Source organism: Microcoleus sp. PH2017_28_MFU_U_A, assembly GCF_020738035.1.
Classification (GTDB): domain Bacteria; phylum Cyanobacteriota; class Cyanobacteriia; order Cyanobacteriales; family Microcoleaceae; genus Microcoleus.
The window spans coordinates 1-20,948 of sequence record NZ_JAEQCX010000091.1 but is presented as its reverse complement, the minus strand read 5'-3'; the positions used below and the strand labels follow the sequence as shown (position 1 = coordinate 20,948).

15 protein-coding genes and 3 pseudogenes are annotated in these 20,948 nt (G+C 42.0%); 6 read left to right on the top strand and 12 right to left on the bottom strand.

All coding sequences use genetic code 11. The features are described from left to right. Positions 1 to 173: 173 nt before the first annotated feature. Both JGK14_RS22180 and JGK14_RS22175 read right to left on the bottom strand, forming a co-directional pair. Positions 174 to 2,102: an O-linked N-acetylglucosamine transferase family protein gene (locus JGK14_RS22180; protein WP_293196186.1), complete on the bottom strand. Its 1,929-nt coding sequence runs from the start codon at positions 2,100 to 2,102 to the stop codon at positions 174 to 176. Between the two features lie 46 nt (positions 2,103 to 2,148). After that, positions 2,149 to 2,373, bottom strand: a complete 225-nt coding sequence (locus tag JGK14_RS22175; protein ID WP_293196188.1) for a hypothetical protein — start codon at positions 2,371 to 2,373, stop codon at positions 2,149 to 2,151. A 52-nt stretch (positions 2,374 to 2,425) separates the two neighbouring features. On the opposite strand from JGK14_RS22175, the gene JGK14_RS22170 reads away from it, so the two are divergent. From JGK14_RS22170 to JGK14_RS22145, 6 genes are all read left to right on the top strand, one after another. Further along, the gene (locus JGK14_RS22170) at positions 2,426 to 2,728 is read left to right on the top strand and encodes a hypothetical protein (protein ID WP_293196190.1); all 303 of its coding nucleotides are present in this window, start codon (positions 2,426 to 2,428) and stop codon (positions 2,726 to 2,728) included. A 163-nt stretch (positions 2,729 to 2,891) separates the two neighbouring features. Beyond that, on the top strand, positions 2,892 to 3,038 hold the full coding sequence (locus tag JGK14_RS22165) for a hypothetical protein (protein WP_325315494.1): 147 nt from the start codon (positions 2,892 to 2,894) through the stop codon (positions 3,036 to 3,038). A 68-nt stretch (positions 3,039 to 3,106) separates the two neighbouring features. Beyond that, entirely contained in the window at positions 3,107 to 4,438 is a 1,332-nt protein-coding gene (locus tag JGK14_RS22160) for a class I SAM-dependent methyltransferase (RefSeq protein WP_293196192.1), read from the top strand. 100 nt (positions 4,439 to 4,538) lie between these two features. Next, on the top strand, positions 4,539 to 5,072 hold the full coding sequence (locus tag JGK14_RS22155) for a type IV pilin-like G/H family protein (RefSeq protein WP_293196194.1): 534 nt from the start codon (positions 4,539 to 4,541) through the stop codon (positions 5,070 to 5,072). 216 nt (positions 5,073 to 5,288) lie between these two features. Further along, positions 5,289 to 7,520, top strand: coding sequence for an O-linked N-acetylglucosamine transferase, SPINDLY family protein (locus JGK14_RS22150; protein ID WP_293196196.1), 2,232 nt, complete (start codon positions 5,289 to 5,291; stop codon positions 7,518 to 7,520). A gap of 14 nt (positions 7,521 to 7,534) precedes the next feature. Continuing rightward, complete coding sequence (locus JGK14_RS22145) at positions 7,535 to 8,695, top strand: glycosyltransferase family 4 protein (protein WP_293196198.1); 1,161 nt, start codon at positions 7,535 to 7,537, stop codon at positions 8,693 to 8,695. A gap of 46 nt (positions 8,696 to 8,741) precedes the next feature. On the opposite strand, the gene JGK14_RS22140 is transcribed toward JGK14_RS22145, so the two are convergent. The 10 genes and pseudogenes from JGK14_RS22140 to JGK14_RS22095 all read right to left on the bottom strand — a co-directional run bounded on the left by JGK14_RS22140 (position 8,742) and on the right by JGK14_RS22095 (position 20,741). Beyond that, the gene (locus JGK14_RS22140; RefSeq protein ID WP_293196200.1) at positions 8,742 to 9,536 is read right to left on the bottom strand and encodes a DUF1698 domain-containing protein; all 795 of its coding nucleotides are present in this window, start codon (positions 9,534 to 9,536) and stop codon (positions 8,742 to 8,744) included. A 35-nt stretch (positions 9,537 to 9,571) separates the two neighbouring features. Beyond that, entirely contained in the window at positions 9,572 to 13,888 is a 4,317-nt protein-coding gene (locus JGK14_RS22135; RefSeq protein WP_293196202.1) for a CmcI family methyltransferase, read from the bottom strand. Positions 13,889 to 13,963: 75 nt separating this feature from the next. Further along, positions 13,964 to 14,488, bottom strand: coding sequence for a tetratricopeptide repeat protein (locus tag JGK14_RS22130; RefSeq protein WP_293205919.1), 525 nt, complete (start codon positions 14,486 to 14,488; stop codon positions 13,964 to 13,966). 64 nt (positions 14,489 to 14,552) lie between these two features. Next, positions 14,553 to 15,312, bottom strand: a pseudogene (locus JGK14_RS22125) (Uma2 family endonuclease). A gap of 324 nt (positions 15,313 to 15,636) precedes the next feature. After that, entirely contained in the window at positions 15,637 to 16,263 is a 627-nt protein-coding gene (locus tag JGK14_RS22120; protein ID WP_293213484.1) for a Uma2 family endonuclease, read from the bottom strand. A 90-nt stretch (positions 16,264 to 16,353) separates the two neighbouring features. After that, a pseudogene (locus tag JGK14_RS22115) lies at positions 16,354 to 17,020 on the bottom strand (Uma2 family endonuclease). 195 nt (positions 17,021 to 17,215) lie between these two features. Further along, positions 17,216 to 17,803, bottom strand: a complete 588-nt coding sequence (locus tag JGK14_RS22110) for a Uma2 family endonuclease (RefSeq protein WP_293192054.1) — start codon at positions 17,801 to 17,803, stop codon at positions 17,216 to 17,218. Positions 17,804 to 17,847: 44 nt separating this feature from the next. Then, positions 17,848 to 18,599: pseudogene (locus JGK14_RS22105) on the bottom strand (Uma2 family endonuclease). Between the two features lie 167 nt (positions 18,600 to 18,766). After that, positions 18,767 to 20,290, bottom strand: coding sequence for an MlaD family protein (locus JGK14_RS22100; protein ID WP_293326356.1), 1,524 nt, complete (start codon positions 20,288 to 20,290; stop codon positions 18,767 to 18,769). 76 nt (positions 20,291 to 20,366) lie between these two features. Then, the gene (locus JGK14_RS22095; protein WP_293182666.1) at positions 20,367 to 20,741 is read right to left on the bottom strand and encodes a four helix bundle protein; all 375 of its coding nucleotides are present in this window, start codon (positions 20,739 to 20,741) and stop codon (positions 20,367 to 20,369) included. Between the last annotated feature and the right edge of the window lie 207 nt (positions 20,742 to 20,948).

Below are 20,948 nucleotides of genomic sequence, written 5' to 3'. Positions count from 1 at the left end.
GACGAACTTGTAGGGCGATTTTCGAGGGTTTCGGCTCTAAGGTTCGTAGTGAGGACTTTAGTCCTGATTCTGTCAAGGACTAAAGTCCTCACTACAAACTAATTTTATTGTCATCATTCGATCGGACTTGATATAAATCCCATCCAAAAAACCTCGCTGTCAACTGTCAACTATCAACTGTCAACTGTCAACTGTTTAAGTCTTTCTCGAACAACTTCTTGATAAAAACTCTCTAAAGCTGTCACGCAAACTTTATCATCAAACAGATTATCTTGTCGCTGACTCATGCGTCGTGAAATATCTCGCCGCCACTCTGAATCTAAACCCAATTTGACAGCAATTTCAATGTATTCCTTTTCATTTTGGGCAATTGTGTCTGTTACTCCCAGCATCTTGAGAAAGCTATAAGCGTGCAGTCCCCGCATAAATTCTCCCGGACAGGTTACTATAGGTAAATTGCACGCGATCGCCTCCAAAGACGTATTTCCCCCCGACCAAGTGAAAGTATCCAAGAAAACATCGGCAAGAAAGTTCATGGCTATATACTCTTGTCGAGTTGCAATCGCTCGGAATAGACAGTAATCTTCGCTGTCGAGATTAACAGCAGCAAAAGCCCGCTTGAGCCGTTTTCGCAACAGTTCACCGCGCGGAAAAATAAACTGAGCTTGCGGCACGCGGCGGGCAATTTCTGCTAAAATAAAATCATATTGCGGTAAGTATTTGAAAGGAGCTTGGCAGCAAAAGTAAATTATTGCATCTTCTCGAAGGTCAAAATCTAAGCGACTATTGTTTAATTCTCCCACGAGTGGTTTTGGGTAGGAAACACCAATATTAGGCAACTTAACTAAGGTTTCTGAGTAATGCGATTGTGCATTTTCCGGTTCCATCAATTGGCTGGAAATAAAATAGTCAACTGTGGGTAAACCAGAGGTAACAGGATGTCCCCACGCCGAACATTGCACGGGTGCGAGGCGCAAAGCTGCTATTTGGATAGTTGGTGCATCCATGCCAATTTCCGGGAATACAAGAATGTGCAATTTGTCATCAATAATTTGTTGGCATACAGCTTCTAAGTTGTGAGGAATGTGGCGGAATACATGGCTATATTCGCGAAATTGTTCTGTAATCAGATCTGGTTCATTACCCGTGTAGTAACAGTAAATCTCAAATTGTTTTGTATCGGCATACCGCAACCAGCCGGTCAACCATAAAGTGCCGCTGTAAGAATGCAAGTAACTAGAAACATAACCGACTCTAATTTTACCATTTTCCGCCAGTTCTGGCATCTGTCGCGGTTCCACCCACTGGGGATAGTTAGCCGCCATGATTTGATGAACTAAATTGGCATATTTTGATTGCGATTCCACAACATTGTGGGCTTGATAGGCTAGGTAGAAATTAGTGAAACTCTGCAAGCCGAAAAAAGCATTTATTTTTTCTTGTGGAGTTTTCACAGATGTTTGCTGAATCAAGCTTTCTAATTCTCTGACAAATCTCAGCCTATAAAGCTGAATTTCTTCTTTATTATCGTAAATAATCGGCAATGTTAAGTGTTTCAAAAGCTGGAAAACGTATTCATTCGGTAGAATCTTTGCCGCTACTTCTGCATTTGATATAGCTGATTTTGTACGTCCACTTTGCTGGCAAATTTTGATAACTTCAAAATGCAGTTGTCCGGCTTTTGGGTGATTGCAAATTCCTTGTTCGAGGATTGCGATAGCTGCTGAGATTTTATTAATTTTTCGCCAGCAATCGCTGAAGTTCAAAAATAGTGATACATCTCCTACCTGGAATTGTGAAAATCTTTGATACTGCTTAATAGCTTCTTCATATCTTCCTTGATAGTAGAGTGTGTTAGCCAAATTCAGGGCCCTTGATGTTGGTGATTCCAGGGTGATATCGCCAAGTCGATCCAGTTCCAATAATGGGATAATTTCTGCGCCGGACAAGGCTAGTGCTATTTGATTTTCCGCAGTCAACTTAATTCTATATTGAATCTGTGCCAGAAGAGTTTGCCACTGGCTTTGACTGAGGTTTTCTAATAAGATAATTTCCGGTTCGACGCTTGACTCTAAATATTCTTCCATGCAGAGATTCATCATAATCCCGGACAAAATTAAATCAGCATCTAACTCAGAGTCTTCTGAGTTAGATGCTATCTATTAAAAGAGCTAGATTATGGCGATCGCGATGAGTGACAATACTTTTAATAATTGGGGCTAACTCTAAATATAGCAATTCTTCTGGTTGGCTCCAATCGGGGAAAATGAGCAAATTTAAGGGTTTGAGATTCAAGGTGGTTAGATCCATGCGATCGTCTGTCCTGTATTCTTGGGTATTGTGGGGCTTTTGGTGTTGTGTGCGGCTGCTCAACTCCTACCTCGGCTGCTGTTGCCATGCCCGCCAGCCCAGAATCGCAGCTAGGATGATACTGGGGGTAAACACGGCGATCAGGGCGTTGAAGTCGGTTGAGGCTATGGATAGGCTGGGCCCTGCGTACTTGATGGCCAGGGAAAACGCGGCGGAGAAGCAGAATACTTTGAGGATGGGGCTGATGTTGGTGTTCATGGATGTGCTGGTTGGTTGTACGATCTGGTTTGGCGCGGGGGTGGGAAACTTTGACCTTAAGTATTATGGCAAGGCTGTGGTCTTGTTGAGTGTGGGGTTTGGGAAAAGTGCGATCGATCGTGCCGGGAGTGCTGATAATATTTATGATAATTTTGGGTAAGCTTCAGTTTAAAGGTAGATTCGCATCACTGAGATTTCCTACGTTAACCTAACTCCGTAAGAGCAGACCTATTTGCTCGCGATCGTTCAAACACGTAAAGCATCCTACCGGAAAAAGTGATAAATTATCAGTCGTCAACTCAGGGGAGACACAGCCAAAACCGATGATTAGCGTCAAAACACTTTTAGAGCAAGCTCAAAATCCCGACTATTGGAAAAGCCTGAATCCCCAGCTAAGTGTAGGTGAAGATTTTACTTCACTATCTGGCAGCTATCTTACCAGCATATGTATTCTCTGTCAGAGGATATAGCCGAACTCGCCACAGAAATGCCAAAATAGACTCTCCAACCGTCACTTAAACTTCAGGATAATTTTACAATGGACCACCAAAACTTAGAAGTAGTAGATAAAATACGTCAGCAATTTGATACGGCTCCTTATCCTAGAAAGCCTTTAGATCAATCTCCTAAAAATGAGTCAGAATTACTTTATTTTCATGACCTTTCAACAGCTTACTATTTAAGAAATCAAAAATTGATAAAAACAGATGGAAAACTTATTTTAGATGCTGGGTGTGGGAGTGGCTATAAGTCATTAGTTTTGGCAGAAGCAAATCCTGGTGCGAAAATAATTGGCATTGACTTGTCAGAAGAATCTGTGAATTTAGCCAAACAACGCCTGCAATATCATGGTTTTGAAAATGCCGATTTTCATGCAATGCCACTAGAAAATTTACCTAGCTTAGGCTTAGAGTTTGATTACATTAATTGTGATGAAGTTCTTTATCTTTTGCCTGATATAGTAGTGGGGTTACAGAGCCTGAAATCAGTATTAAAGCCTGAGGGAATTATTCGCTCAAATCTTCACAGTTCAATTCAGAGAAATTTTTATTTTTCTGCTCAAAAAATATTTGGATTAATGGGTTTAATGAATAATAATCCCCGCGAACTAGAAATGGAATTAGTTCGAGAAACTATGAAAACCTTGAAAGATCAAGTTATGCTTAAGATGGTAGCTTGGAATGCTCAAGAGGCAGAACAAGACGAATGGATTTTAATGAATTATTTATTGCTGGGGGATAAAGGATATAATATTCCTGAAGTTTTTGCAGCCTTGAGAGTAGCTGATTTAGAGTTTGTTAGCATGGTGGATTGGCGGCAGTGGGAATTGACGGATTTGTTCAAGGAGCCAGATAACTTACCGATGTTTCTAGAAATGAGCCTGCCAGAAATTTCTGTGGAAGAGCGACTGCATTTATTTGAGCTGTTTCATCCTGTCCATCGCCTGATTGACTTTTGGTGCGGTCATCCCAACCAAGGTCAGCCTTTTGTGCCAGTTTCCGAATGGAATCAATCTGACTGGCAGGTAGCGCGAGTTCACCTGCATCCTCAATTGAAGGTTGCCCAGGTAAAAGAAGACCTGCTCAAGTGCATCGCTAAGCAACAATCTTTCACGATCAGCCGTTATATCCCTTCACTTTCCCAAGTTCCGATCGCCGTCGAGAGTATGCTAGCAGCTTGCCTGCTGCCTTTGTGGGAAGGAGCGCAGCCGATCATGTCCCTAGTCGAACTGTGGCTCAAGCTTAAGCCACTGCATCCTGCTACCCTAGAACCCGTGAGCCACGAGACGGCTTTTGCAGAAGTGCGGGAACTCCTAAGTACGCTGGAAGCTTTTATGTACGTGCTTTTAGAGCGATCGGCTGGAGACTGAAAAAAAAATGGGCGGGAGTGATATGAACGCCACGAAAACTGGGTAAGTTAAATTTACGAGTTAGAAATCAATCATCCCACGCCTCTAGGAGAAACAACCCATGAAAACTGAATTAAAAGCTAAGTTCCTGCATCACCTCAATCAAAAAAGACAAGATAAGGGTTTTACCCTGATTGAACTGCTGGTAGTTATCATCATCATCGGTATTCTGTCAGCTATTGCATTGCCTTCCTTCCTCAACCAAGCTAACAAAGCCAAGCAGTCAGAAGCCAAGCAGTACGCAGGTTCGATGAACCGCGCCCAGCAAGCCAAATACGCAGAACTTGGTAATTTTGTAACAGATTCCGTTGACAATCTGGGTATTGGCATTAAAACTCAAACTTCTAACTACACCTATACAGTTAAAGATGGGGGCGCCAAAAACGTTGGCAACCAAGCATTCTCCTTATCTGACTCACTCTTACCCTATACAGGAATTGTGGCTCTGGTAACACCTAAGGAGCAGACTGATGCCACCACTGTGGCAGTATTATGCCAAGCTGGTAAGGCAGCAAAAGGTAACACCATTCCTCTTCCTGCTGGTGGTGGTCAGGCCTTAGCCTGTGATCCTAGTACACCTGAAGTTACTAAGTAGGAAAGGTCTCAGATAGAGCATGGGTCTTGCTAGTCTGAGCTGAACCTATTGAAAGAGTGGGTAGTGTTTCTTAATGCTACCCACTCTTTGAATACAATTTTAATTACACTTTTTTGACCAAACATCTCCTAATATCAAAGCAGGATATACGACTATAAACTTCCGCTCGTCGTTACTACACTTTGCTTCAATATGGCATAAAGTTAGCTTGCTTATATGACTGCTAAATACTTACCTACTAAGCCTACTCATTGGGAGCAACAAGCCCGTCAATGTCTAATTCGAGGAGATTACGCTCAAGCTGCACACCTTTATGAACAGGCGATTGAAGAGGAACCCGATACAAAATCTTACTATTGGCATTTAGGCCTAATATTGCTATTGCATGGGCAAGAAGCAGAAGCTCAGACGACTTGGCTGCTAGGCATGGCAGAGGGGGAACCCGAACAAGTCGAACTCTGGACTTCTGAACTAATACAAGTTCTGCAAGCAGAAGCAGAGCGCAGAGGTAATCTCGGTGATTGTTCGCTCTCTTGGGTGATTCGACAGCATCTACGTGAAATCAACCCCGCAGATATTAACAATCTGTTGCATATAATAGGTCTTTCCATCCTGCTTGAAACTTATACGGGACATGATTTGATTGCTCTAGACTTGTTGAATATACTCAAGTCGGAACCTCCCATCAAGCTAGACTCTGAGCTATTGATGCAAGTGTTAAAGAGCGTTTTAGATTATGACTCCTTGCATCCCTCTTCCTTGGAATTAACGGAGGCCTGTATACCTCATCTGCATAACCCTCAAGTTTTTATTCAAATAGTCGTAGCAGCTTCAGTTCAGATTGCACAACAAATACCAGCACTGGCAGTACGCTTCGCTGAGCTAGCTCGCAGTTTAGATGATAAAAATCTAGGAATATTGCAGCAACTGGCTAATTATTACCCAAATGCTCAGCAATACGATCAGGGCATACAAGTGGCTAAATTGCGCTATTCCTTATCAGATGAGTTAACCGATAAAGTTTTTTCCAACCATCTGATTATGCGCTGTTTGATGAGTGCAGGTGGATACTGGGAAGAGGTTGCTTCAGTTATCGGGCTACATAAATCGCTGCTGAACTTACTGATAGCTGAACAACCAAGAGCCATTCACCCAGTTACAGTTCAAAATTTATTTCTTACATCCTTCTTTTTACCTTACTTTCAGGATGAGCCAAAAAATAATAGGCAAATTCAAAACCAAGTGTCTCAGTTGTGTCAAGCTAATGTTCAAATCTATGCTCAGGAGCAGTCCGAGAAATACCGACAGCGGCAGTCATCTCGTAAAATCAGCGGTAGTGCTACTAAGCCATTGAAGATAGGTTACTTATCTAGTTGCCTGAGAAGGCATTCTGTAGGCTGGTTAGCACGATGGTTGTTTCAGTATCACGATCGCGATAAATTTGAAATTTACGGCTATTTTATAGGTAACAAAAAAAAGCCAGATATTTTACAAGAATGGTATCTAAATCAAGTTTTTAAAGCATCTAAAGATAGCTTTGGAGGTCTTGAAATAGCAGAGCAGATTGCTAACGATGAGATTGATATTCTGATTGAACTTGACAGTATCACTTTAGATATTACCTGTGAAGCGGTGGCACTTAAACCAGCTCCTATTCAAGCTACTTGGCTGGGATGGGATGCTTCTGGGCTGCCGGCGGTTGACTATTTTATTGCAGATCCGTATGTTCTACCGGAGTCTGCTCAAGATTATTACAGTGAAAAAATCTGGCGCTTGCCTCAAACTTATGTAGCTGTAGATGGTTTTGAGGTGGCTGTCCCTACTTTGCGTCGGGATCAGTTAGATATTTCTAGCGATGCGGTGGTGTATCTAAGCGCTCAGAAGAGCTACAAACGCCATCCCTCAACAGCGCGACTACAACTTAAGATTTTGAAGGAAGTACCGAATAGTTACTTTTTGATCAAAGGTGCCGGAGATGAAGAATCAATAAAAAACTTCTTTACTCAAATGGCAGAAGAAGAAGGTGTGGCGGGCGATCGCCTGCGATTTTTGTCAGAGGTAGCAGCAGAAGCCGTTCACCGAGCTAATTTGGCAATTGCTGATGTAGTTCTTGATACCTATCCTTATAACGGTGCTACAACTACCCTAGAAACTTTGTGGATGTGCATTCCTCTCGTGACGCGAGTTGGTGAGCAATTTGCGGCACGTAACAGTTATACGATGATGATGAATGCAGGGGTGACAGAGGGAATAGCTTGGACTGATGAAGAGTATGTCGAATGGGGGATTCGTCTAGGGAAAGACCCGGCTTTGCGGCAGCAAATATCTTGGAAACTGCGGCAGTCACGACAAACAGCTCCGCTGTGGAATGGTGAGCAATTTACGCGAGAGATGGAGAAAGCTTACGAGCAAATGTGGCAGATATATTTAGATAAACATTATTCATAACGGAGATCGGGTGATTGGAAAAGCTAAAAATTCTGGTTGTAAATAATCTATATCCACCCCAAGTGGTTGGAGGCTACGAACGGGCGATCGCAGATTACGCTAAGCTTTTGCAAGAACGCGGTCATCAGGTTCTCGTTATTACCAGCAACACGGAACACTTGCCCACTGGTTACACAAAAGCTGATTCAGATCCTCCGACAGTGCGACGCTGTTTATCTTTATGGGGAACTTGGACAGAGCGAGGGGCGCAGCCTTTTTACCCAGCTCATGTTGCAGCAATTGCCGTACAAAATTATAAAACTCTAGAGGAATTGTTGCCCTTTTTTCAACCTGATGTTTGCTTGACAGGCAATGCAGATTTTTTAGGTTCGCCAATTTTAGAACAGATACTAGCTGCCGGGATACCGATCGCTCATTATGTGATGAATTCACAACCCGGATATAGCTGCGATCTAGCTCCTCAGAGTTCTTTGTATCGATACATTACTGTTAGCGATTGGATTCGAGAAAATTTACAGCAACAAGGCTATCCTACAGAAACGGCTCAGACGATTTATCCAGGCGGAGATGTTGAGGCATTTTACCAAGCCGAACTTCCACCGCGCGATCGCCTTCGCATTGTCTATGCCAGTTTAGTGATGCACTATAAAGGCCCAGATATTTTGATTGAAGCTCTTTACTTGCTCCACAATGCAGATATTGACTTTACTGCAACAATAGCAGGAGGCTCTCTCAATCCTAGTTTTGTTCAAGAACTTCAAGAATTTGTTGAATCAGAGGGCTTACAAGACAAGATTCACTTTGCTGGATTGCTATCCCGGCAGGAACTACAACAGCTCTACAAAACGCATAATATTTGGGTATTGCCCTCTCGCTTTGAAGAACCATTTAGTATTGGTTTAATTGAAGCCATGGTTGCTGGACAGACGATAGTTACCAGCAATACAGGAGGATCTCCAGAAGCCGTGAAGCACGGAGAAACTGGGCTAATTTTCGAGTCAGAAAACCCTATGGATCTTGCCGATCAGTTATCTTACCTGTTGATGAATCCTGCTGAATGGCAAGATATGGTAAGCAAAGGACAGGAACGAGCTTTATTAGAACTCAGTCGCACCCGTACAATGGATAGATTAGAATCCGTTTTGTACGAACTAGCACTTCAAAACAAAAAATAAATCAGTAGAAATTGGGAATTCAGTGTTGAGTTGATACCTCACCTAATTATAATTTTTGAGTGGTATGAACATCGTGTGTGGTGTTCCAGTAATCAACAACTCTTGGCTGGTCTATCAATTTTTTATTTGTACAAATAAAAGTAGCCCTATCGATCCAACGCTCGATCGGCTGAGTCATTGAATAAGTAATTCCTTCGGGTGCCAATGATAGTAAATCGTTGTTGTACAAGAGTTCAATATCTTCCACCACCAAATCGAGACTCAAAAGCGTATCCATGAGTCCTTTCAAATTAAAGAATGTACAACTCGTAGGCTCATACGGACTATCAGAACCTACAGGACAAAACAGCATAGCATTTTGGTTGTCATCCACATATACTGCTGTTTCTATAACTATTTTTCCTCCTTCTTCCAAGACATCTTTAATCAACTTTAGCGACCAGAAGGGATATCGGAGATGATAAAGAACACCGGGAAATAAGATGACATCAAACATTCCAAATGTCTCAGGTTTTAAGTCAAGGAGGTTTAATTGATACATCTTGACTTTTGAATTGAAAAAAGGAATCAAGAACTCGATCGCCCCCATCGATAAGTCATTATCGATACCAATGACTTCCTTTGCGCCCAGCTTTTCTGCCTCAAAACAAAACAAACCATCTCGACAGCCGATATCAAGAACTCGCTTGTCCTTAAGATCCAGTGTTCTTAAAGCCCTAAGAGGCACGTCCTGCATAGGTACAGCGACGTTATTTCCTGATGTTGATATCTTTTCAGTTAATTGAATTATGTGATAGAACTTGTGCTTTTCTAGTTGTTCAATAATTTGATTTTCATCCATGACTGACCTACCTTTTATATGTTGAGTGAAATTCATCAAATGCTAAGATTATCTGCTTTCAAACTGGGGAGATTTGCTGCGCCAGCTTGTGCAACTGCCTGTTCGTTTTCGTTCTCTAAGACTAGCCGATAGTGGATGCAGGGTAATAAAGCTTTCCACTGCATTTCACTGAGATTTCCCAGTAAAGACACTTCTGGAGCGTCTGTCTCATCTAAATCTTCTTGCATAAGAATATCCATTATAACAGAGGATAAAAGTAAATTTGCATCTTCTTCGGAGATGTTGCTGGTGTCTAGAAGCGCAGTTATTTTACTTGGTTCTTTGTGAGCCAATAAAGAAGTAATTACACCTTGTAACTGAAGAAAGATAGACTCTTCAGGTTGCTGCCAATCAGGAAACAGAATTATGTTGAGTTCTCTCAGTCTTAAGTTGTTGAAGAAGTCATCCAATTCCGCTGATAGTGAAATTTCTGGTGAGACAACCAACTCCAACGGTGAACGATCGCGATTCAATAGATTTTCAGCCTTGACCAGCTTTGGCACAATTTTCAAAACAGCTTGCGCTGCTTTTGTGGCTAATTCTCTATTGCCCATTTTTTCTGAGGTTTGCGCTAAATGCCAAAAAGTGCGCCAGTGATTGCAGTCTTGATGAACAGAATCTTCTTTTTGAAACCATACACCCGTGTAGTCGATAACCCGAAGAGCAAATGATTGACCGCAACCCTTTTCAAATTCATGGATTGCTTTTTTACAACCATCCCAGTGACCGTAATCGTCTATCTGGATAAAACCGTTGGGAACAACACTATCGTAAATGTTATTAAATATGTCCATTGTTGACTCATACCAATCGCCATCAGCGTGCAGTAAAGAAATAGTACCTACTGCGGATTTAGATTCAGGTAAGGTTTGAGCAAATAGTCCCTTAACGGGTAGGACAATATCTCTGACATCCAAGGATTGACAAATGACCTCTAAGTTGTCAATAAGTGGAGCTTTGAGAGTTCCAGCACCCCAAGATGTTAAATTAGCAGGAATTCCGTTATGTTTATCGGCTTCAGTGGGTTCTGGCATCCCTTCAAAAGTGTCAAAAGCATAGATAAGTCGCGGGCGTAAACTGTATCGCTTGATAACGACTGCTAGAAGCGCTGCTGACCCTCCCTTATAACTGCCACATTCAACGAAGTTACCTGGTATATCATCTAAACAGATTTGCCTTGCTAGGGAGTATAGCGAGAATAGTCGGGCTTCACTCAATAATGTGTAAGGTCTGATAACTGACAGTATTTGTTGAAATTCATCCGCAATCGTGCTGTCAAGAATTATGTTACTAAATTGTGATAGGATATGATGCTGCAAGCTTTTTTGAACATCTCCTACTTCCCAGTAAAGTATGCTTAGGTAGTTGTGGGAAATTAAAGAGCTTTGATGAGCTGCTACTGCTTGTGTGAAGGTAGCGATCGCCGTCTCTATCTCACCCTTCAGAAAATACTCTTTGCCTTTCTGAATTAACTCAGCAAGTTTTTGCCGATCGCCACTCAAATCAACAGACGAGGGTACTTGAGGTACAGGCTGATACTCTTCAACATAATGAAACAGTTTATTTAAAAATGGATCGCCGGTTGATGAGGATTCTTTTACTTTCTTTAAAAACCCATTAGTACACCAAGTTAGGTTATAGCCAAAGTAGTCACAATAACTGCTATCAATTTCATATTCGCCTTCGCGTTCAGACAAAAATTCTTTCAATGCTTTGTGGGGTCCACTATTACATAAAGTATCTTGAACTAAATCTGAAATAATTCCATCCTCTATAACAATATATTCTCCTTGCTTGAGACATGAATGAAAAAATTCTAAGACGTGCTTGCTAGTTTCGTAAGAGTGGTCTGCATCTTCTATTACCAGTAGAGGACGTGGCAACGAGTTGAGAAAATTTGGTGTCAATGTTGCCTGTAATGCTCGTCCGTTCCCTTCCATGTAAGTGACGCGAGGATGTTGGACTGAAGTAACTTTGACAATATCGATAGAATAGATGTGACCATCAATGCCAAAATTATTTAGCATATCTCCCAACCACACAGCACTCCCACCATCTTTTGAGCCAATTTCAATAATTGTACGCGGTTTTAAATTCCAGATTAATACGGGGTAGATTGCAAAGTCGAAGGGATTTTTCAGCATGGGTACGCCCCTGTATGAATAATTCATAGTAGCGTTTTGAATTGACAGCATATTTTCGCGTGCAAGGGTTGTATGCCACGAGCGTTGCTGTGTGGGGATTGTTATTTCCGATCGCAATAGAGCTTTAGTTAAGTTTTCAACTTGTTCTTGTGCTTGTTGGTGCGTCGGATTAATTGCCAGTTCCTCTTTTGCGGCTGTAAGTGCTTCCTTATGCCGTCCTACATTATTCAAACAAATAGACCGCAGGTAGTGCATTCCTGCCACATTGATATTTAGTAAAACCGCTTGTTCAGCTATTCGCATGGCTTCTACTGGCTGGTTACTATTAACTAATGTAATGGCTTGTTGCATCATTTCTTGCACTTGTCGTACTCCTACTTCTCGATCAAAAAACTGATTATTTGACATACTGCTGACTGTGTACCCTTGTAAATGCGTAGGTAATATCCAGTTAACTTTAGGATCTGGATGATGGACAACTGGCTCAACATTTCCCCGCCAAGCAACTCCCATGATTTGCATGGTTTGATATACCATTGTTTGCCACCCTTTTTGCTTTAAGTAGTCTAAGCCTTGAGTGACATCAGGGGAAGCCAAATCGTGAAATAGAATTAAAGCATCTGCTTCTGCTAATTGTTCGCAAATAATTGCATCATGAAGTGGGCCTGGTGCTTCATGGTTGCCGTCAATAAAAATCAAAGACCATTTACGCTGCAATTGAATCGCTAATTCTTCAACGGCTGGGGGACTGGAACCAGCTACTAAATTAACTGAGTCAAGCACTCCTGCTGATTTTAGTGAATTACTGACACTTTCATAAAAATCCGGTCTAGTTAGTAGAGGATCTATTACATCTAGATATACTCCTGCCAGTGCTAAATGACAGGCTGACCAACCCAGCCAACAACCAATTTCTAATGCTTTTTTCCCTTTAAACTTGAGAGCCGTATTATATATAATATGAGCTTCATCTCTGCTCAGAAATCCTACTGTTGGTTGCCGTCTATCCACGTACCAGTTATGAGGAACATTTCGGCGCAAGTAAGGCCAACTTTGGAGATTTGTATCTCCTACAATCATACCTTGGAAGCATTTATCAGGCTGAATAGTAAAAAAATTTGGCGAAATATAGTCTCGCTTCGGCAAACTTTGTTTTGAAATACCTGGAGCCTTGACAGTCTCCAATTTAAGATGTTCGCCTCCACTTACCCAATCTCGCATTCTAACAACAATCGGTAGTGATTCTAGCCCTTGTTCCACCAGTTCAGGAATTTGACCCAGACTCTCAATGATATTATTTGCAAAATTATAGTTAGGGTCACTGCCATAATTTAAAGTTAGATATTCTAGAATTTCCAGAGCATAATCAGGAAATTTCATCACGTCAGCCAGACAAGCTAGTTTGAGCAGTTTTTCTGGTGTTTTTAAGCTTGGATCTACATTCGATCGCATCAAATCGCGAAAATAAAAAGCGTCTGACCAAATTAAAGCGCCCGGATGACTGTTTGATATGACTGGGATTTCGCGACGCATATCGCGCTGCATATGCCCAAAGTCAAACAGTGTAAGACCTCGGTTCCTGAGATAAATATCTACATCGCTAAATAAAGGTTGACCTGCATACAGTTCGGTGAATTCAACTTCGGTTACTAATCCCAATACACTATTATTTAATATCCCATCAGCTCCTTGTAAAACTTTTAGCTCTGCTCCCTGAACGTCTAGGTGAAGAAAATCTATTTCTTTGATATCTTCAGCTTTACAAAATTTTTCTAAAGTGGTAGTGGATAAATCTACTGTAGACTTTAGCTCGATCAGTTCTGAATTTCCCGAGAAGCGCTTGATATAGTCTTCACTGGGGGGATATAAAGAACTGCATCCGGGATATTTAGTTACATAAAGTGTGGCTTTTCCCTCTGTATTGCTAAGAGCTAAGGGAATATGTTTTTCAGTCCAATTTACTTGTCTAGCTTCTAGGTCAGCATTAGCTTCATTGCAAGCTTCTGCATCTGCATCAAATCCATAGATAGTCAAATTAGGCGCAAAAATTTGCCATCCTTGACTTGCATAATCATCCAGGTCTCCGATTTTACGAGATCCAACAATGCCTACTGTAATGTGAACTCGATCTAAATGACCTGTTTTCTTAAGAATGGGTAAAAAAAGCATAATATTTTTTTTTATTAGTGAGATTGATTGTAAGTCTGCTGTGTTTTGATTTTAGCTTTACCGATCGCCCTTTCCTTACTTCTTCCCCTTCGCCTGCCGCAACAGTGCCTGATAATCAGCCCGATCGCCATTCAACTTCACCAACTTCTCCAAAGGCTCGATCGCCCCTTTCCCATTATTCATCTCCAACCGCACATTTGCCAACCCCTCAAGAGCCGTCTGATTCTGAGGTTCCCGCTGCAAAACCGTTAGATATCCCCGTTCCTGGGCCGCCAGTAGAGACTCCTGAGAAACAGCAACAGCTACAGGTTTTTGTTGGTGCTGGCTGCTCAAACCGCTGCTGAACAGACTCACAATACCAAAAATCGTAGAACCAGCAAAACCAGCCATCGATACAAACGCAAAAATCTGCTTAATTCGATCGCCCTTACGAACCCGACTATCACTAGAACTTTTCTGCGTACTTTCCATCGTCAATCCTTTGCCTAGAAGGTTTCCAGGCACTTCCTGAGTACCTGTATCTAGAATGCCCAAGTTCGATCGCAAAACGATCAGTTTTAAAATGTGGAATTCTTTAACACAAAATTTGAAATTTGTCAACACTATTTAAATAAGAATTATGGAAGTGCGATCGAGAGTGAAGGACGATCGCACTTATAATTCTTTAGCCGTTATCCTGCGGTAATTCTCCAAACTGCGATCGATAACTCGCTAGCAAAGATTCCAGTTCAGTCGCCCGTTGACTTTCAGCCTCAGCCCGTTGACTTTCGGCCTCAGCCCGTTGACTTTCAGCTTCAGCCCGTTGACTTTCGGCTTCAGCACGTTGACTTTCAGCTTCAGCCCGTTGACTTTCAGATTCAGCCCGTTGTCGTTCAGATTCAGCCCGTTGTCGTTCTGCTTTTAAAGCTGAAGCCAATTCATCGGGAATCAATAATTTCTCTCCATTATCTTCCCGATAAAACCCAATCAATTTTCCTTCTATTTCTAACCGCAATTGCAATACATCGCTGCGACTATCTCTAATTAATTCATACCCATCTTCCCCCAATCGATACCCGCGCAATTGTTCGGGAATCCATTCACCTCTAGGGTCAAACAACCAATATTCCTCAACTTCTATCCCCTCATACAAGTCTTTTTTATTGATTATATCTTCCGACTTTGTGCCCGGTGATGTTATTTCAAAAATCACTTTCGGCACTTGGCCTTCTTCCCAGATTTTGTAATTATCTCTGCCACCTGGTTCTACATCAAAAATCACCATCACATCAGGTGCTACGCGCAGTTTTGGGAATCCTTGAGCGTAGTACAAATATTGGTTTGCTAAAACAGTAGCTCGACGGTCTGTTTTCTGCCACTGGTTCTCCATCAGCGCTAGGGTATATGATTTCAGAAGTTTTGAGGGTGGTAACGACTGCTGTCATGGTCGTGCTTCCTGTGAGTTGTATACATATTATAAACTTTTTTGCTGTAATTAAGTAGGTTAATTTAATTAATATCAAATCCGGTAGCATCGGAATGATTATTAGCCGAAATTAGGAGAAGGCAGTGCCGTGTCCCTACCCAAAATATTGTAGGGACACGGCACTGCCGTCTCCTCTATATCATAGGTCGTGTAACCGGAATTGATATAACCTAAAATGCGATCTTTCTTAGAAGAACCCTGACTTCTTTAAGAAGTCGGGGTTCTGGGAGTTCTGTTTTTTAGTTTGGTCTATTTAATACCTCTTATCCTATGACAATTCTCCTTATTCATTCACAATTCCTGCTTCAAACACCTGTTGAGCAGTCAAGTTTAACTCGGGGAAAGCACCGGATTCAATTCTATCGTCTCCCCGGAATTGCGCCAACTCGTATTCCCCGTCAACTAATTGATATACCGAAAGCGTCGGTTGTTTGGGATTGCCTATGTAGCGTCTTCCACCCAATCCCAAATAATCCACAATCCAGTATTCAAAAATGCCCATTTCTTCATAATCTCGCAGTTTGGTAAGATAATCAGTCTGCCAGTTGGTGCTGACTACTTCTACTGCCAAACGTACTGATGAACCCATTGTGATAATCGATTCTGCTGCCCAACGTGGTTCATTTATCACTTGCTGGCGATCGAGAACTATGACATCTGGCTCATATCCTGATTCGTCGCGATCGGGTTTAAGGACACATTCTTTGGGAAGGAAATAGGGCAATCGGGTATTGCGACATATAACGCCAACTTCTATATTGAGAAAGCCAGATATTTCTGAATGTTGGCCAGTTCCTTTGGGCATTTCAATAATTACTCCATTGTGCAGTTCGTAGTGATGTTCTGAATTTTCAGGATACCAGGCAATGAATTCGTTAAATGTTACTAATTTTGTTAAGGCTTGAATCATGTCGATTGCTCCTTTATTCTAATTATATTTAATTTTAGTTGACTCTAACTATTTTTGTAGGGGCGATGCCCCGCCCCTATACTATTTATTCTACGGCAATTTTCCAAACTGCTCTCGATAACGCGCTAGCAAAGATTCGAGTTCAGCAGCACGCTGACTTTCCGATTGTGCACGTTGACTCTCCACTTCTGCGTGTTGCCGTTCCGCCTCAGCCCGTTGCCGTTCCGCTTTTAAAGCTGAAGCCAATTCATCAGGAGTTAATAATTTTTCTCCATTATCTTCCCGATAAAACCCAATCAGTTTTCCTTCTATTTCTAAACGCAGTTGCAATACTTCGCAACGACTATCTGTAATTATTTGATAACCCTCTACCCCCAGTCGATATCCGCGCAATTTTTCAGGAATCCATTCACCTTTTGGGTCAAATAACCAGTATTCCTGAACTTCTAATCTTTCATACAAATCTTTTTTAATCACTTTATCTTCCGACTGCGTGCTTGGTGATGTCATTTCAAAAATCACCTTCGGCACTTGTCCTTCTTCCCAGATTTTGTAATTATCTCTGCCACCTGGTTCTACATCAAAAATTACCATCACATCAGGTGTTAAGCGGACTTTTGGGAAACCTTGAGCGTAGTATAAAAATTGGTTTGCTAAAACAGTAGCTCGACGGTCTGCGAGTTTCTGCCACTGGTTCTCCATCAGCGCTAGGGTATATGATTTCAGAAGTTTTGAGGGTGGTAACGACTGCTGTCATGGTCGTGCTTCCTGTGAGTTGTAGCTCTATTATAAACTTTTCTGGTGTTAAGCTGGCGCGCATCTAATTTTAACAATCATGTTTCTGGAAACAACGAGTGGGGCGATGCTCCTACCTAGCCCCAAAAAATTAAATTTTAAGGCCGCAACAGCTTACCAATTCTTCAATGATGTCACATACGCTCAATATTTTTGACTAATAATTGAGTTCGATCGCCCTTTTGAATTCCTTAACTGCCTCAACATGACTCGGCATATTAACACACCTGACAAGTAAATCAATATCGAGTTCTGGGAGCAATTGAGAACTCGCAATCTGTTCGTATCCTTCCTTTCCCAGAGCATACAGAGACAGTCGGCTGTTTTCCCAAAACCAGACTTCAGAAATTTGCAGGCGTTTGTAAGCCTCTAGCTTATCAATTCCGCCGCTAGTTACGACTACTTCGATCGCTAAATCTGGACGTTCTCTATCAGCACCCAATTCGTAAGATTTGTCTGCTTCACACTTCACTCGTTCCGATTCATTTTCTAAAGTCAACGAACCCGTTGGAGTGAAATCGATTCCTGCTTTCAGCAAATATGTTTCCAGTAAAGCACCAATTCGTTCTTTCCCTATTTCGTGTTTTCTTCCAGGCATTCTCTGAATCTCCAGTATCCCATCTAAAAATGACAGCCGAACTCCGGGAATATCCAGCATCGGTTCTAAGGTTTTGAATTGTTCCCAGCTTAACCCTGGAAATAGTAACGGCCGATCTAATTTTTCTTCTAATGTTGTTGCAGTCATGGCGCTCCTTTATTCCTAATGTAAAATCTCAAATCGATCGACCTTCAAATGGCATCAGGATCTATACCCTGACTTATCAAGTATGCCATTAGGCGATCGGCCCGCTGGCGTTCCTCATCGGCCCGCTGTTGTTCCTGTTCGAGTCTTTCGATACCCCACAGCAACAAATTGCCATTCTCATCCCACCAGCGCAACCAATAACCCCTCCTCTGAGATTTTTCCCCTTCCCAAACCCCCAAAAATAATCCCATTGATTCTATCCAAAATCGACTATTAGCATCTGGTTCTTGCTTTGTATACTGTCCTGAAACCAAAAGGTATACTTCTAATTCTCCCGATTTAGGATCGAAGATTGCATAAACTGGAACTTGCAAAATTTGCTCGTAAAACCGCCACTTGCCGTAAGGATATTTTGATATTGTCGAATATTCACTGCCCTTAGTATCCGATAAAAATTCCATCACTACTGCCGGCACTTCTCCCTCAGCAGTGCGCGTATAACTGCGGCGGACTTCTCCTAGTTCTGCTGGTAATACGAGGGAACGTACACCCAATCTGGGGCTTTTACTATTGTTTTGTCGTTGACTTTGGCGCACAGTCCAAAGTTGGAAGCTATTAGCATTGAAGCTATGATAAATCCTGCAAGTTCCAAGGCTTCTCGCAGGGCGGCTGCTAAAAGTGGTTGGTCGATGTTTTCAACTGGATCGTCCGGTAATTTAAAATCGTCTGGCAATTTTTCCCAAGTTATATTGTACTTGGTTTGCGTTGCGGGCGGTTTTGATAATGTTTGCGTCATTGCTTTTCCTTGTTTCGATTGAAAGAGTTTTTTTAATAAGATTTGCACAACTTTAATCTCGGGGTGCGCGCTGCCAACCTTACTAACTGAAACCTCTATAATGCGTACCTTCCTAACTGTAGGGCGCGCCACGCACCTTACCGACGGTTATTCAATGATACCAGATTTCAAGGAGTATTTTCGGGAGCAACTGGTTCTGCTGATTTTGCAGTTTGAGAAGGAATAACAGGCAATTTTTCTTTTTTGTTAAAACTGGGCAATCCCGGCTTAACAGATTGATTTACTGCCGTTGTACTCGCATTTACTTTCTCTGAAATAGGAGCTAATGTTTGAGCAACTTTAACTTGCTGCCGCAGTTGTTCTGTCGAGCCCAACAAGCCTCCCAATCCGTTAAATAACCTGCGAATGTTGTTGCGGAAAGCCGGGTCTCCCGTCAGTTCATCCACGTCGGAAGTGATTTTCTGCACGTTCTGAAATGTAGCTCGTGCAGAATCTAGGGTTTGCTGCAATAAGAGCAAAGTGGCGGGATTGTTTACCTGGTTGGATAAATCTCGCAAAGTAGCAGAAGCTTGGGCTGCATTGGCTGATAAAACTTCTAAATTAGTCAGCAATTGTCCTTGGTTGATGCGATTAATTGTTGGACTCAAACTGCTGACGGCTACCCGCAATTCTTGACTGCTTTGATTGATGTTATTTAGGGTTGAGACTAAACTGGCACGGTTGGTTGTTACTAATGAATTGACTTCGTTTGCTGTTAATGTGATTTTATTTGCTGCTTGAGTTACTGAATTGGCAGAATTTATGGCGGCGGCCGATACGGCTTTTGTGGAAGTGTCTGCTGTAACTGCTACTTTGGAAACATCGGCGGCGACTCCTGATATTTCTCCTTTGAGGGATTGATTTAAGCTGGATGCTTCTCCTTTTAAAGATTGATTTAAACTGGTTACTTCCTCCTTTAAAGATTGGGTCAAACTGTTGGCTTCCCCTTTTAAGGATTGATTTAAAGTTGCCAATTCGGTTTTTACTGACTCACTTAATTTACCAACATCTCCAGTTACAGATTTATTCAAAGTTTTGATTTCTGCTTTTGCTGTTTGAGTTAAGCTTGATAAATCTTGAGTGAGTTTAGCTGCACCTTTAGCTGTACTGGCTGTATTCTCTGCAATTGATTTAATATTGTTGAACAGGGCGGGGTCGGTGTATAAATTAGATAGGCGGACTGTGGAGCGAATTAGTTCGTCGAGACTGACTCCTGCTTGACCTTTTAAGCGGGAATTTTTGCAGATGATCTCAGGGGGACAGTCGGCACTAATGGGATTGGCGGTGAGTAAGGAGTCTGGCAAAATTGAGTTGGGGGTAATGTCGATCGACGATTCGCCAATTAAACCCGATTTATTTGCTTCAATCGCCACATCGCGCGGCATGACTAAAGTACCGGGGGCTATCTCCATTGTCACCTCTACGCCGTTGGCGCTGGCTTTGATGGCGGTAATTTTACCGACGGCGACGCCGCGATACCTGACGGGCGTGCCTATTTGCATTCCCTGGGCGCTGGCAAATTCTACGGCGAATTTGTAGCTGCGGTTGCCTAGTTGTACGCCCTGCAACCAGAGCACTAAGCCGCCAAATAAACCGATTCCTACTAAAATCAAGAATCCGACAGAACCTTCTCTTACAGTTCGCGATCGCATATTGCCTCCTTTGGCAATTGGCAGTTGGCAGTTGGCAGTTGGCAGTTGATAGTTGATAGTTGATGGTTGGCAGTTGTTAATTTTTATCTGATGTGTTGCCTATAGATTTTAGATAGGCGTTTAGTCGGGGTGACAGTTCGTCAATAATTGGCTTGAGTGTTTCTACTTGTGTAGTTGTTAGTAGTTGCCTAGTATAAGCCCGTCTCAACCAGTGCTTTGTTTCATATAAAGAACCTCTGGCAATCTTGATAAATCTCCGATGATCCTGATAGCTGCCTCGACCATCTCCTTCAGCAATATTAGCACCAATACTATCAGCAGCTCGAATAATTTGCTTGCCGACCGTATCTTTAGCTAGTGCGTCCCATTTTATAACAATATTCCAAATTTCATCAGCTAATTTTTCTGATAATTTATAAACATCTAATTTTTGAAAATTTGTTTGTGACATATCCCATCTCCCAATAATACAAACAATTAACCACTGCCAACCGCTTTCCTAACAACCGCCCACTGTCAACTAACAACTGCCCACTGTCAACTAACAACTAACAACTAACGGGACTTAAACAGAAAATACGATAAAAATAGGTTATAATGCTTACATAGCAAGCAGATAACGTTAAAAAATGACCCATGAAAGAGACAACCCCTGCCG